The 15307-nt window shown below is 46.9% G+C and carries 11 protein-coding genes; 2 read left to right on the top strand and 9 right to left on the bottom strand.

The genetic code is table 11. From position 1 onward, the window contains the following. Positions 1–3 precede the first annotated feature (3 nt). From argJ to argC, 3 genes are all read right to left on the bottom strand, one after another. A complete protein-coding gene (gene argJ / locus E5329_RS01675) occupies positions 4–1227 on the bottom strand; it encodes a bifunctional glutamate N-acetyltransferase/amino-acid acetyltransferase ArgJ (protein WP_135987845.1) in 1224 nt (407 codons plus the stop codon). A gap of 151 nt (positions 1228–1378) precedes the next feature. Next, positions 1379–1843, bottom strand: coding sequence for a GNAT family N-acetyltransferase (locus E5329_RS01670; protein WP_275442915.1), 465 nt, complete (start codon positions 1841–1843; stop codon positions 1379–1381). Between the two features lie 105 nt (positions 1844–1948). Further along, positions 1949–3016 (bottom strand): N-acetyl-gamma-glutamyl-phosphate reductase, encoded by a 1068-nt coding sequence (gene argC / locus E5329_RS01665; protein WP_135987844.1) that lies wholly within the window; start codon positions 3014–3016, stop codon positions 1949–1951. 297 nt (positions 3017–3313) lie between these two features. Between argC and E5329_RS01660 the strand changes: the two genes are divergently transcribed. Then, complete coding sequence (locus E5329_RS01660) at positions 3314–4537, top strand: argininosuccinate synthase (RefSeq protein ID WP_135987843.1); 1224 nt, start codon at positions 3314–3316, stop codon at positions 4535–4537. 191 nt (positions 4538–4728) lie between these two features. Here E5329_RS01660 and E5329_RS01655 read toward each other — a convergent pair whose 3' ends face one another. The 6 genes from E5329_RS01655 to E5329_RS01630 all read right to left on the bottom strand — a co-directional run bounded on the left by E5329_RS01655 (position 4729) and on the right by E5329_RS01630 (position 10565). After that, positions 4729–5277 (bottom strand): biotin transporter BioY, encoded by a 549-nt coding sequence (locus E5329_RS01655; protein WP_135987842.1) that lies wholly within the window; start codon positions 5275–5277, stop codon positions 4729–4731. A gap of 291 nt (positions 5278–5568) precedes the next feature. Further along, positions 5569–6489, bottom strand: coding sequence for a hypothetical protein (locus E5329_RS01650; protein WP_135987841.1), 921 nt, complete (start codon positions 6487–6489; stop codon positions 5569–5571). Positions 6490–6590: 101 nt separating this feature from the next. Next, positions 6591–7475, bottom strand: a complete 885-nt coding sequence (locus tag E5329_RS01645; RefSeq protein ID WP_135987840.1) for a DUF2225 domain-containing protein — start codon at positions 7473–7475, stop codon at positions 6591–6593. 21 nt (positions 7476–7496) lie between these two features. Beyond that, on the bottom strand, positions 7497–9170 hold the full coding sequence (locus E5329_RS01640; protein WP_135987839.1) for a glutamine--tRNA ligase/YqeY domain fusion protein: 1674 nt from the start codon (positions 9168–9170) through the stop codon (positions 7497–7499). 194 nt (positions 9171–9364) lie between these two features. Then, the gene (locus E5329_RS01635) at positions 9365–10204 is read right to left on the bottom strand and encodes a hypothetical protein (RefSeq protein WP_135987838.1); all 840 of its coding nucleotides are present in this window, start codon (positions 10202–10204) and stop codon (positions 9365–9367) included. 94 nt (positions 10205–10298) lie between these two features. Further along, positions 10299–10565 carry a LysM peptidoglycan-binding domain-containing protein gene (locus tag E5329_RS01630; RefSeq protein ID WP_135987837.1) on the bottom strand — a complete coding sequence of 89 codons (267 nt, stop codon included), beginning with the start codon at positions 10563–10565 and terminating at the stop codon, positions 10299–10301. Positions 10566–10909: 344 nt separating this feature from the next. On the opposite strand from E5329_RS01630, the gene E5329_RS01625 reads away from it, so the two are divergent. Further along, positions 10910–15274: a 2-hydroxyacyl-CoA dehydratase gene (locus tag E5329_RS01625; RefSeq protein ID WP_135987836.1), complete on the top strand. Its 4365-nt coding sequence runs from the start codon at positions 10910–10912 to the stop codon at positions 15272–15274. Positions 15275–15307 lie beyond the last annotated feature (33 nt).

Raw genomic sequence — 15307 nt, 5'->3', positions numbered from 1 at the left:
CCCTCAAGAACGGTAATCCGCATTGATTTTCACATAATCATAAGTTAAATCACAGCCCCAGGCTACTGCCTTTGCATCCCCCATCTTCATATCCACCAAAACGGTCACTTCCGGTTCCGAGAGAATCCTGGTAGCTTCTTCTTCGCTGTAATCTGTGGCTGTTCCATCCTTATAAATCTGAATCCTGCCGGATTTACTCTGGAAAAACAACTCAATGGCCTCCGGGTCAAATTTCACGCCGGAGTAGCCAAGGGCACAGAGAATTCTTCCCCAATTGGCGTCATGTCCGAAGATTGCCGCCTTGGTCAAAGAAGAACAAATCACGGATTTCGCCAGAGTCCTTGCATGTTCCTTGGAATCTGCATGAATCACCCTGGTCTCAAACAGAGCCGTAGCGCCTTCTCCATCCCCCGCCATCATTTTTGCCAAAGCGGTATTGACATAATGTAAGGCCTCCGTAAATTTCCGGTAGTTCTCGTCTTTTTGGATAATCTCAGGATTCCCAGCCATTCCGTTGGCAAGGAGCAGCACGGTATCATTGGTGGAGGTGTCCCCGTCCACGGAAACCATGTTATAGGTATCTATGATATCCTCCCGCAGCGCTTCCTGCAGCAATTCCTTGGAAATGGCAAGATCCGTTGTAAGAAATCCCAGCATCGTGCACATATTGGGATGAATCATACCGGAGCCCTTGCACATGCCGCCTACGGTCACTGTTTTACCCTCTACCTGAAAAGTAACAGCCGCTTCCTTGGCCTTCGTATCTGTAGTCATAATGGCACACGCCGCCTGATGCCCGCTTTCCAGAGAATCTTCTAATTGCGGGGCCATAGCCTCAATTCCTAAAGTCAGCTTTTCCATGGGAAGCTGCATGCCGATTACTCCGGTGGAAGCTACCAATACCTGATTTGCGGGAATCTTAAGGGTATGCTCCACTGCTTCTGCCGTCTTTTGGCAGTACTCCATTCCTTCTGCCCCAGTACATGCATTTGCAATTCCGGCATTCACCACAACCGCCCTTGCATGGCTTTCTTCTGTTACCAGTTTCCTGTCCCATTTCACCGGAGCCGCCTGCACCACATTGGTGGTAAAGGTTCCTGCTGACGCCGCCGGAACCTGGCTTACAATCATAGCCATGTCCATCCTGTTCTGATATTTAATCCCGGCCGCTGTTGCTGCCGCCTGAAATCCTTTTGCTGCGGTTATTCCGCCTGTAATAATCTCCATCGCTTTTCCTCCTGCCCTGTCCTTGCTTCCTGTATCTTCTCCGGTATGATTGCAATTGCTGCCTGATGCTTTCACCATAAAATGCAAAAATGGCTATTGCAGCTTTTGGCAGAATCACTTTGCAGCCTGCCGGACCTTAGATTCAGGGGTTTTACTGAAATGTGGTAATATTCTCATCATTCAGCACAAAATCATAATAATTCAAATCCTCCCGGAAGGTCCATCCCACGCTTTTCCAGAAAGAATTCCCCACCTCATTTTTCTTAAAGGCAATCAGACATACCTTATTGATATGTTCCTCCTGCAGGGCTTTCATGGCAAATACCGCCATACTTTTCCCAATGCCCCGCTGCCGGAAATCCTCATGGACGCACACATGGTAAAAACAGCCCCGCCTGCCGTCATGGCCGCAGAGAATCGCGCCTACGATCCGGCCTTTTGCTTCCGCCACCACGCTGATACCGGGATTGCGGCGGATAAACCGGAGCACGCCTTCCCGGGAATCATCCATGCTGCGGATTCCGAAGCCTTTGATGGTTTTCCATAACTCGAATACTTTTTCATAATCCGCCTCTTCCATTGGGCGAATACTTATTTCCTGACTGTAATTTTCCATTTCTGATTTTCCTATTCTGTAATGATTCTCATGCCAACTCTCATTCCGCCTGAAACAAGGCAAAGGTTCCCTCCCAATGCAAGAACAGCATTTTGCAAACGCGCCTTAAGGGAACACAGGCGCAAGGGCAAGACCTTCCTGCTCTTTAAATCCAAACATCAGGTTCATATTCTGCACTGCCTGCCCCGCTGCGCCTTTCACAAGATTGTCAATAGCCCCCATCATAATAATCCTGCCAGTGCGTTTGTCAATCTGAAATCCGATATCCACAAAATTGCTTCCTTCCACCCATTTCGTCTCAGGGCAGCCGCCCGGCCCTAACAGGCGAATAAAATATTCCTTTCCATAATATTTCTCATACACAGCCTGCACCTGTTCTTCTGTGGGGATTGCCAGCGTTCCGTCCGGCTGCTTTACTTTCTGTAAAGACGCATATTCTGTGGCCAGAATCCCCCGGTTCATAGGCACTAAATGAGGGGTAAAATTAATGGTCACCTGCCGCCCGGCCCCATAGCCTAACTGTTCTTCAATTTCCGGCGTATGACGGTGGACGGACACCCCATAAGCCTTTATATTTTCATTAACCTCGCAAAACAGGTTGGGAAGTTTCGCCCCCCGCCCGGCGCCTGAGGTTCCCGACTTGGCGTCTACAATCAGAGTATCTGGATCAATCAGCCCTTCTTTTACCAGGGGGAAAGCCGTCAGAATCGAGCATGTGGTGTAGCAGCCCGGATTCGCCACCAGCCTTGCATGCCTGACTTGCTCTCTGTTTACCTCGCACAGGCCATACACCGCTTCTTCAAGAAACTGAGGGCTTTTATGTTCTATTTTATACCAATCTTCATAGACTTTTACATCTTTCAAACGGTAATCCGCACTCAAATCTATAACCTTTGTATTCTTTAAAATATCCTCGGTCAGCACTCCCGCCAGAAATCCCTGGGGCGTGGCTGTAAAAATCACATCCGCTTCCCTGGCCAGTTCCTCTATCCTGTCATCCCGGCAGACATCCTCCACAAGCCGGAACATGTTGCCGTAAACCTTCGCATACTTCTCATCAATATAGCTTCTGGAACCGTACCATACGATTTCCGCTTCCCTATGCCCCAGCAGAATCCGCACCAATTCCGCTCCTGCATATCCGGTAGCTCCAATAATTCCCGCTTTTATCATAATCTTCCTCGCTTTCTTATTCAGATAATTACATTCCTAAACATATTAATACATCTCTTCTGTTTCGTAAAGTCTTTTTTTATTCATTTTCGATTGAATAATTATACATTATTTTTAATTTTTATTCAAGCCTGGATTTTGTTTTTCCTGGAATCTCATGTTCTGTTTAGCGTTTTTGTATGTATATTTGCATTTTTATTACTTTATTATGTATATTTTTTCACTTGTCTTTTTCGGCACAGTAGGCTATAATGATGTGAGCATTGAAAAACACTGTAAAACAACGGAGGAAATGTAATGAAAGAAAAAGTCATCTTAGCCTATTCCGGCGGTCTGGACACCACCGCCATCATTCCATGGTTAAAGGAAAATTATGATTATGAAGTTATTTGCTGCTGCATCGACTGCGGACAGGAAGAAGAACTGGACGGACTTGAGGAACGTGCCAAATTATCCGGCGCTTCCAAATTATATATTGAAGACATCACCGATGAATTTGCAGAAGAATACATCATTCCCTGTGTGCAGGCCGGCGCTGTCTATGAGAACAAATACCTTCTGGGAACTTCTATGGCCCGCCCCGGCATTGCCAAACGCCTGGTGGAAATTGCAAGAAAGGAAGGGGCTTCCGCTATCTGCCATGGAGCAACCGGCAAAGGAAACGACCAGATCCGTTTCGAACTGGGCATCAAGGCTCTGGCCCCTGATTTAAAAATTATTGCTGCCTGGAGAAGCGATAAGTGGAATATGCAGTCCAGGGAAGAAGAAATTGCATACTGCAAAGAACATGGCATCGACCTCCCGTTCTCTGCGGACAGCAGCTACAGCCGCGACCGGAACCTGTGGCATATCAGCCATGAAGGACTGGAACTGGAAGATCCTGCTTTAGAGCCAAATTATGATCACCTTCTGGTTCTCGGGGTATCTCCGGAACAAGCTCCGGATGAAGGGGAATATGTTACCATGACCTTTGAAGCCGGCATTCCCAAAACCCTCAACGGCAAATCCATGAAGGTTGCCGATATTATCCGCGAATTAAATCGTTTGGGCGGAAAACACGGCATCGGCATTATTGACATTGTAGAAAACCGTGTGGTAGGCATGAAGTCCCGCGGGGTTTATGAAACTCCCGGCGGAACCATTCTGATGGAGGCCCAGCAGCAGTTGGAAGAGCTGGTTCTGGATCGGGCTACCATGGAAGTGAAAAAGGACCTGGGCAATCGGATGGCTCAGATTGTCTATGAAGGAAAATGGTTCACCCCGCTGCGGGAAGCAGTGCAGGCTTTTGTAACCTCCACCCAGAAATATGTAACCGGAGAAGTCAAATTCAAGCTTTACAAAGGCAATATCATCAAAGCCGGAACCACTTCTCCTTATTCTCTGTACAGTGAATCTCTGGCAAGCTTTACCACCGGCGATTTGTATGACCACCATGATGCAGAAGGCTTTATCACTTTATTCGGGCTTCCGCTGAAGGTGCGCGCTATGAAGATGGCAGAACTTGAACAAGAACAGAACTAATCGGCATACAAGAAGGACTGGGGCTGTTGGAAAATGAACTTTTTGACAATATATGACATGAAGCTTCTAAAAGCAAAACCATATATTGTGCCTGAATTTCATTTTCCAACAGCCCCAGTCCTTGTATCATCTTTTCCTGTATTACAGAATCATAAATCCAGACAAAGCAAGCACCATCAACGGCAAATCTTTTACACTAAATTTGCCCGCTGCAAGGCATTGTAAATCTGCGGTCCTATGACTGCGCCCAGAACCATCTTAATCAAATCTCCCAGAAGAAAAGGAATTACCCCTGCCGCCAGGGCAGCACGAAAATCCATATGAGCGGAAAACGCAAGCCATGCCGTGCCAAAGCCATAACATACAACCGTGCCGAGAATCATGCCAGTCAGGCTTAACGCCACTTTCCGCCCGGATGTTTCAATGAACAGCCCCGCAATCACTGCCATAGGAATAAATCCAATCAAATATCCGCCAGTGGGACCCAGAAGCTTCTGGGGTCCTGCTGTAAACGCAGAAAACACCGGAACTCCCACCAGTCCGATGAGAAGATAAACACAATAACTAATGGTTCCCTTTTTCCATCCCAAAATATAAAGCCCGAAATAAATCACCAGATTTGTCAGAGATATAGGCACAGGGCCAATGGGAATGGAAAAAGGAGCCAAAACACAGGTCACCGCAGTGATAACTCCTATGGTTGCAATTGTCTGAATGGATAAACTTTTTGTTTCTGTCATTTCTTCTCCTCCTTCTTGTCCTTCTTTTGGACGCATCATAATATCCTTCGTTCAACAAGAGTATACAAACAAAACCCTCAATTGTCAACCACTAATTATTATTAGTTAACATTTATTTTGAAATTAACAATATCCCTCGGCAATCCTTACTTTTATGTTCCCTTTTGCTGCATGCAGCGCAGAAAAGACCGCCCCATTAAGAACATATCCTGCAGAATATCAGTCTTCCTTTTTCAGAAAACAGCATCTCCTGCATTCAAACTCTTAATGAAACGGCCCTTTTGTGATTAATCAATAAAAATGCTTCACGCCTCTGGTGGCGTCTTCAGCGTACACCATGGTGCAGCTTTTGATTTCCCCGGCCTCATTATAGAGAAATGCAATAGCAAGATGGGGCTCTGCGGGCACCACAAAATTGTTCTTTTCCAGCTCTTCGTCGGAAATCGTTACATATTTCCCCTTCTGCAGTTCATATTGTCCGGTGACTTCCGTCCCGTCCTCCAAGGAGTCCTTAATGTCGTAGGTTCCGTAAAACAAACCATTTTCCACATTGAAATCCTGATCCGTATCTACTGTATCTCCCAGAGCAATCACCTGATGCCCGGTTCCATTGGGAGCGTCCCCGCTCCAGGACCCCTGATAGACCTCCTTATAGAGACTTTTATCCTCCGTATGGCTGCTGACATAATACCAAATCCCGTTACCTTCCCTGCTGCCCTCCTGATAATCTCCATAGTACCATTGATCGCAGTCACAGTCGTTAAAGGTATAGAATCCGATTCCCTTTCCGCTGGTTCCTCCTTCCGGCATATAAATATAGCTTCCTGTTTCCTGCGCCGCCTTTACCAATGCCTTTCCTGCATCGCTTTCCTGCAAGGCGTCCAGCGCAGCGGCGTCATCCGCTTCTATGGCCTGCCTTGCCGCTTCCATCGTTGCATTGTAAGCATTGATTTCATCTATCCTCTGGTTTATCTTCTGATTCATTTCCTCAGACGCTGCCAGAAGCTCTTCATCCTCAGGAGTCTGTTCCAAAGCCTGTTTCATGGCCTCCTGGGCCTGTTCATACTTTTCCTCCTCCATATATGCTTCTGCTTCTTCCCGATACTGCCGGGCAGCTTCTCTTTCTTTCTCTGTCGTACAGCCTGTCAGAAAAATCATTGCAACTGCCATAATTACAATTCCTGCTTCTGCAACTCTTTGCGATCTCTTCATTTTTCTGCCTCCTTAACTACTGCACAATAATATTCCTGTTTCCATTTGCAACCAGACGGCGGTCTGCTTCCCTTACTCTGCCGGAAGCAGAAACTCCGGCGTTACCGTTTCATCTGGGCCACAATGTCCTGTTTCAAATCCAGCGCCATATCCTTCAGACGAGGGCTTGCAGTGGCGGACGTCAACACGCCTCCCAGAAATTTAGACGCCATTTCGTATTTTTTAAAATAAAAGGACATATAGGCCAAAAGATAATCCATGGTACTCTCATCCATTCCGTAAATCGGAAACATTTCCTGGGAAATGGCCTTGCTGAACCCTTCATACGCCTGCAGATAAAAGGTATCTTCTTCTTTCTTAAGTTTCTCCTTCACCGCCAGCTCTTCCTGCGTACTTCCCGGCAAAGTATCTGCCTTTCCTCTGATCAGCCATGAAATCTTCAGGCATATATACGCTTTCTCACTTTCTTTCCCCCTTTTTACTGCCGCATTCAGCAGAGCCAGCTTGTAGCGTTCAATGGCCTTATCGTAGGAATAACTATCTTCCTCCGGCTCTTTAGAAGGCTGAAATTTTGCAGAAATCTGCTCTTTAATCAATTTAATCTGCGTCGAGGTAACTTTGTCAAAATCCCTCGTCATCGCCGTATAACCGCAAAACGGGCAGGAAGCCACATCATATTTCAGGGTATCAATATACTGGAACCTTGGACGCAAATCACGATCCGGCTGCAGCCGTCTGGCTTTTCCGCTTTTTACAGTTTTGACCTTAAAATCCTGATCGCATGCCATGCAGTGCGTGGTTTTGGGCAGCAAAAAATCTTTTTCGGGAGGAATCGCCCTCTGTGTCTGGGCCGCCTGCTGCTTCTCCAACTCTTTTTGTTTTTCCATTATATTCTGATCCTCTTTCTCTTTCTGGGTATTTTCCAAGGTTTCCATAGTTTCTGCGGATTTCAAACCGGATTTATCCAATCCTGAAAACAAACTCATAAATTCTCCTCCTGTACGCTGCTATTTTTGCGTTGGCAGCTTATAAGAACTCTTTAACGATACAATTCGGTTGAAAACCAGCGCATCCGGCCTGGAATCCTTTGCGTCCGTACAGAAAAATCCCTGTCTTACAAACTGATAGCTGTCATATGGTTTCGTATCTGCCAAAGCAGGCTCTACATAACAATCCGTTAAAACGGTCAGCGATTCCGGATTCAGGTTCAGGCTTCCATCTTCTTTGTTATATACTCCTTTTTCTTCATCCACCAGATTCTCATATAATCTTATTTCGCATTTCTTAGCAAAAGGCGCCGGAGCCCAATGAATGGTTCCCTTTACTTTCCGGCCGGTAAAACCGCTTCCTGCCTTCGTCTCCGGGTCATAAGTGCAGTGCACCTCGGTAACATTTCCATTCTCATCCTTTACAAAACTTTCGCATTTTACAAAGTATGCATGCATCAGGCGCACTTCATTTCCCGGAAACAGCCGAAAATATTTCTTTGGAGGCTCTTCCATAAAATCCTCCCGCTCAATATACAGTTCCCGGCAGAAGGGAATCTTTCTTGTGCCTAATTCCTCATTTTCCAGATTGTTGGCTGCGTCCAGGTATTCCACCTGCCCCTGGGGATAGTTGTCAATCACCAGCTTAATGGGATGCAGCACGGCCATCATCCGGGAACGCTTCAGCTTCAGATCTTCTCGGATACAATACTCCAGCATCGCATAATCCACAGAACTGTTAGCTTTAGAAACTCCGCACAGCTCTACAAATTTCTGAATGGATTCCGGCGTAAATCCCCTTCTACGCAGCGCAGCAATAGACACCAGCCTGGGATCGTCCCAGCCGTCTACGATTCCCTCCTCCACCAGCTTCTTGATATATCGTTTTCCCGTCACCACGTTGGTTAAATACAGCTTGGCAAATTCAATCTGCCTGGGGGGATTGGGATATTCCAGTTCCCGCACTACCCAGTCATACAGGGGCCTATGATCCTCAAATTCCAGGGTGCAGATAGAATGGCTGATCCCCTCAATGGCATCCTCAATGGGATGGGCAAAATCATACATGGGATAAATGCACCACTTATCTCCGGTATTGTGATGGGTCATATGAGCCACCCGGTAAAGAATCGGATCCCGCATATTGATATTAGGGGAAGCCATATCAATCCTTGCCCGGAGCACCAATGCGCCGTCCTCGTATTTTCCATTCTTCATATCCGCAAACAGCTGAAGATTCTCCTCTACGCTTTTTGCTGCATTGGGATCTTCTTTCCCTGGCTCTGTCAGCGTTCCGCGATATTCCCGGATCTGCTCCGGATTCAGGTCAGACACATATGCCTTGCCCTTTTTGATCAGCTTCACCGCCGCCTCATACATCTGCTCAAAGTAATCAGAAGCAAAAAAGAGACGATCCTCCCAGTCCGCTCCAAGCCACTGGATGTCCGCTTTGATGGATTCCACGAATTCTGTCTTCTCCTTGGTAGGATTGGTGTCATCAAAACGCATATGAAATTTTCCGTTGTACTTCTGGGCCAGGCCGTAATTCAAAAGAATGGATTTGGCATGTCCTATATGAAGATAACCATTCGGTTCCGGTGGAAAACGTGTTCGAATCGTTTCGTAATGTCCCTCCTTTAAATCCTCTTCAATCTCCTGTTCAATAAAGTTCCTGGAAATCACTTCATTTTCCATCTGTGTTCCTCCTGAGTTTCGTATTTACAAATTAATTTCCCATAAGAGTAATGAAGCATATCGGAAGCTTCAGTACTTCTGATATGCCACATTATGGATATTATAAGTTCTTATCTTGCGTTTGTCAATGGATGGCTCCCATCTATTGACGTCTATCGGGCTTTTTCTGCCGTTTTCGCTGTCTGAAGCGGCCTTTAACTTTGCTTCATATGCTGATGGGTAAACAAATGATCCTGACAGTATTCATAGTTCCCGTCACATTTGGAACAGAACCTGAATTCCAGATCTGCCCCATCACGCTCTGTCCTGCCGCAGATGGCGCATTTATGCCTGGTCACGCTCTGGGCCTGACGCATCTGCTGCCGATAAACCTGCTTCCTGTGTATTTCCTTAGGAGAAACCCGATGGTAATTCCTTGTACTGAAAAAGAAAATAAGAAAATTCATCAAAGAAGCCAGAATCGCCGTCCGTCCTGCCGCATTGCTGGCAATCAGCATAAACGCCATCCATACCGCATCTACAATTCCCATCCATTTGGCCTTAATGGGAATCAGAAAATACAGCCGGAATTCCACATTGGGGTAAATCACCGCAAAAGCCATAAACAGCGACATGGTAATATATTGTGTGCTGAAATAGTATCCGATTCCTGTCACAGCCACTCCTCTGAAAAAATAATAAAATCCAAATAACAGAAAAGCTCCCAGAATGGAACACAGTATACCGCCGATTAAGTACACATTGTAACGGAAGGTTCCAATTGCCTGCTCAATGGAATTGCCAATAAAATAATAGCAGGATAAAAAGAAAATCAAAAACAGAAGATTCACTGGAGGCGGAACCAGAAGCCAGGAAACAATTCTCCACACCTGTCCCTGCAGAATTAACGCAGGCTCTAAAATCAGCATCCTTTGAACCTCCGGCATCGTATATTGTATAATAAAGCCCAAAACCCAGGCTCCAATCAACCAGAAAGTCAAATTTTGAATGGCGTACTTTCCAAGCTTACGCTCCATTTTATTCAGAAAATTCATAACATCCTCCTCTATAGACAAGCCGTCTTCAAGTATCCATTATAGATTTTCCTTTCTGGTTTGTCAACGAAAGCTGCACAGTTTCATAAAAAGTTTATAATTCCTCCGGCTGCATCAATTCTCCCTGCATCCTGTTTTCTGGAGTTCTGGGCTGAATGCTGATGGGAATGCAGAGTTCATCCCCGATCTGTAAATTGTATACATTTACAAAAGGATTTGCAAACATCAGCTGACCCACACTGACATGATACCGTTTTCCCAGCTGATACAGGGTATCTCCTTTCTCAACTACATGCACCATTCCCCGGCAGGACCCTTCATTGTAAATCGGCCCGATAGGAATCGGAATAATTCTTGCCATAAGTTTCCTCCATTTTGTTTCCGTTATCTCTCTACTATTATATTCCCGGAAAAGAAATGGGTTCTGCTTTCAGCTTTTATCTCTGTTCTGTATTTTTATTTTAGACATATATTGGGATAAAGCAATTACTTTTCTGCAAATATTACAAGTTCATCCATACATTTGCAGAGCGGAGAAATGAAATCTTAATAATCTATAAAATTGCTAAAAATAAAAAAAACTAATTGTTTTTTGTAAATTCCTGTCGTATAATAAGCGGTGTTCGATTTTTGAACCCTTATAATAAATAGGAAGAAACAGCAAAATTTACCATTTAGATTCTACAGGAAACTGGAGGAAATGATATGGAACAGCATACTTTACACAAGCTGGGCATTGACATTGGCTCAACTACCGTGAAAATTACAATATTAAACCACAAGAATGAGATACTCTTTGCAGATTATCAGAGACATTTCGCCAATATCCGGGAAACCCTCTCTGATCTTCTGGCAAGGGCGCAGGATGAACTGGGTAATCTTTTACTGTCGCCTGTGATTACCGGCTCCGGCGGACTGACCCTGGCCAGGCATCTTGGCATTCCTTTTGTGCAGGAAGTAATCGCAGTCGCCTCCGCACTGCAGGATTATGCGCCCCAGACCGATGTTGCCATTGAACTGGGAGGCGAGGACGCCAAAATCATATACTTTGAAGGAGGCAATGTAGAACAGCGCATGAACGGAATCTGCGCCGGCGGCACCGGTTCCTTTATTGATCAGATGGCTTCTCTCCTTCAGACAGACGCCACAGGACTGAATACCTACGCCAGGGATTACAAGGCAATTTATCCCATTGCCGCCCGCTGCGGCGTATTTGCCAAATCAGACATCCAGCCCCTGATCAATGAAGGAGCTTCCAAGGAGGATTTGTCCGCTTCTATTTTTCAGGCAGTGGTGAATCAGACCATTTCCGGTCTTGCCTGCGGCAAGCCTATCCGGGGACATGTTGCCTTTCTGGGCGGTCCCCTTCACTTTCTGCCGGAGCTGAAGGAGGCTTTTATCCGCACCCTGAAGCTGGATGAAGAACATATTATCGCTCCTGACCACTCCCATCTGTTTGCAGCTATGGGCTCTGCCTTAAATTGCAAGCCGGAAGTATCCATGGAGCTGAAAAGTATTTTAAAGAAGCTTTCCTCTGAAATTAAAATGGAATTTGAAGTGGAGCGGATGGAGCCTCTGTTTTCCACTGAAAAGGACTATGACAGATTTCAAAGGCGCCACAGCAGACATCACGTGGCAACAGGAGATCTGTCCACTTACCGGGGAAATTGCTATCTAGGCATAGACGCCGGTTCCACCACCACCAAAGTAGCCCTGGTAGGGAAAGACGGCTCTCTTCTGTACTCTTTTTACAGCAGCAACAACGGCAATCCTCTGGCTACCGCAACCCTGGCTATCCGGGAAATCTATTCCCTGCTGCCGGAGGATGCGCATATCGTACACTCCTGCTCCACCGGATATGGGGAAGCATTGTTAAAATCCGCATTTTTGCTGGATGAAGGGGAAGTGGAGACGGTTGCCCATTACTATGCGGCCGCATTTTTCAACCCCGAGGTGGACTGTATCCTGGATATCGGCGGCCAGGACATGAAATGCATCAAAATCAAGAACCAGACTGTGGACAGCGTACAGTTAAACGAAGCCTGCTCTTCCGGCTGCGGTTCCTTTATTGAAACCTTTGCAAAGTCTTTGAATTATTCTGTGGAAGATTTTGCACAGGCCGCCCTGTTTGCAGAACATCCCATTGACCTTGGCACACGCTGTACCGTGTTCATGAATTCCAAGGTAAAGCAGGCCCAGAAAGAAGGAGCGGAAGTGTCCGACATTTCTGCCGGGCTTGCTTACTCTGTCATCAAAAATGCACTCTTCAAGGTCATCAAGGTATCCGACGCCAAAGATCTTGGAAAACATATTGTAGTCCAGGGCGGAACCTTCTACAACGACGCCGTTCTGCGCAGCTTTGAAAAAATCTCCGGCTGTGAAGCTATAAGGCCGGACATTGCCGGTATTATGGGAGCTTTCGGAGCGGCACTGATTGCAAAGGAACGCTATGAAGATAATCCATGCACCACCATGCTCCCAATCGAAGAAATCGAGAACTTAAAGGTGGACACCAAACTGACCAGATGCCAGGGCTGCACCAACCACTGCCTGTTAACCATTAACCGTTTTTCCGGTAACCGTCAGTTCATCACTGGAAACCGCTGTGAAAAAGGCCTGGGAAAAGAAAAGAACAAAGAGCAGATTCCCAATCTCTTTGAGTATAAAAACACCCGCATGTTTGCTTATGAACCCCTTTCCGAGGCAGAGGCCCATCGGGGAACCGTTGGAATTCCCAGAGTGCTGAACATGTATGAAAATTATCCTTTCTGGGCGGTATTTTTTAAGACTTTAAACTTCCGCACGATGCTGTCCCCCCAGTCCACCAGAAAGATATACGAGCTGGGCATTGAATCTATTCCCAGCGAATCCGAATGCTATCCGGCAAAGCTGGCCCATGGACATGTATCCTGGCTGATACAGCATCAGGCGGACTTTATTTTCTACCCCTGTATCCCCTATGAACGGGATGAATTTCCGGATTCCAACAACCATTTTAACTGTCCCATTGTCACCTCCTATGCGGAAAATATCAAAAACAATGTGGACGAAATTACCTCCGGCAAGGTGCGTTTTCTCAATCCTTTTATGTCCTTTGCCTCCAAAGAAACTCTGGCTGAGCAGCTGCTGCCCCTGTTTGCCCGGGAATTTTCCATCTCCCCGGAAGAGACACAGGCTGCTGTGGACGCCGGATGGCAGGAACTTGGACGTATGAGAGAGGATATCCGCCACAAAGGAGAGGAAACCCTGGAATATATGGAGAAAAACGGCCGCCGGGGAATTGTTCTGGCAGGACGCCCGTACCATACGGATCCGGAGATCAACCACGGCATTCCAGAGCTGATTAATTCCTACGGCATTGCCGTATTAACGGAGGATTCTGTCTCCCATCTGAAAGAAGTGGAGCGGCCTCTGCTTGTAATGGATCAGTGGATGTACCATTCCAGGCTATACGCCGCTGCAAACTTTGTCCGAACAAGGGAAGACCTGGATTTGATCCAGCTGAATTCTTTCGGCTGCGGGCTGGACGCCGTCACCACGGATCAAGTCAATGATATACTGTCAAAAGCAGGGAAAATCTACACCTGCTTAAAGATAGATGAAGTAAATAACCTGGGCGCCGCCCGAATTCGCATCCGCTCCCTCCTTTCCGCCCTGCGGGTGAAGGAGAAGCAGAAAAGCTGCTGCACCGTCCTGCCAGCCGCTTACCAGCGTGTGGTATTTACAGAGGAAATGCGCAAAGATTACACCATCCTCTGCCCCCAGATGTCGCCCATCCACTTTGAACTGCTGCAGCCTGCCTTCCGGTCTGCCGGATACAATATGGTGGTATTGGACAATGACGGGAAATCTGCGGTGGACATGGGATTAAAATATGTAAACAACGACGCCTGCTACCCTTCCCTGATTGTAGTAGGACAGATTATGGACGCCATCTTATCCGGAAAGTATGATTTAACAAAAACCGCTGTGGTAATCACCCAGACCGGAGGCGGATGCCGGGCCTCCAACTATATCGGCTTCATCCGCCGGGCCCTGGAAAAAGCAGGCTGCCCGGATATCCCGGTGATCTCCCTGAACTTAAGCGGTTTGGAAGCCAACCCTGGCTTTAAGCTCACCCTGCCCCTGCTGCAAAAAGGGCTGTACGCTTTAATTTTCGGCGATATTTTCATGCGCTGCCTGTACCGCACCAGACCCTACGAGACAGTCCCCGGCGCAGCCAATGCGCTTCATCAGAAATGGAAGCGAAAATGCATGAAATTTGTCTCCGCCCCAAGAATGGTTTCCCACCGAACCTTCAAACGCTACTGCAGGGAAATTATTCAGGACTTTGACAACCTGCCAGTCACAGGGGAACGAAAGCCCCGGGTAGGCGTTGTAGGCGAAATTCTGGTAAAATTCCTGCCTGCAGCCAACAATTATCTGGTGGAATTATTAGAGGCGGAAGGTGCGGAAGCTGTAGTTCCTGATTTGACTGACTTCCTGCTCTACTGCTTCTACAATCAGAATTTCCGTGTAGAAAAGCTGGGACAGAAAAAATCCGCTGCAAGAATTGCCAATCTTGGCATTCAGCTTCTGGAGTGGCTGCGCGGCGCAGCAAGAAAAGAATTTGAAAGGAGCCGCCACTTTGATCCGCCTGCACAGATCCGTACGCTGGCAAGCTATGCCTCTCCCATTGTATCCCAGGGAAATCAGACTGGGGAAGGCTGGTTTCTGACCGGTGAAATGTTAGAGCTGATTCATTCCGGCACCAATAATATCGTATGCGCCCAGCCCTTCGGCTGCCTGCCCAACCATGTGGTGGGCAAAGGCGTAATTAAGAAAATACGGCATCGCTATCCTGCCGCCAATATTGTAGCCATTGACTACGATCCTGGAGCTTCTGAGGTAAACCAGCTAAACCGCATTAAACTGATGCTGTCCACAGCCCAGAAAAATCTGGCAGATGAAGCTTCCGGCAACCCCCAGAAAACAGAGCAGAAAGCTCGGAAATACACTGTCTCTAAAAGCCCTAAACAGAAAAGATTCCATAACAATCTGAAAAGAAGGGCGCAGGGAGAACCGCAATAACTGACAGAAGAGCACGCATAAGAAGAACCGCAA

The sequence above is a fragment of the Petralouisia muris genome (genome assembly GCF_004793545.1).
Classification (GTDB): domain Bacteria; phylum Bacillota; class Clostridia; order Lachnospirales; family Lachnospiraceae; genus Petralouisia; species Petralouisia muris.
The sequence above is the reverse complement of the archived record's forward strand: the minus strand, read 5'-3'. Positions and strand labels throughout refer to the sequence as shown.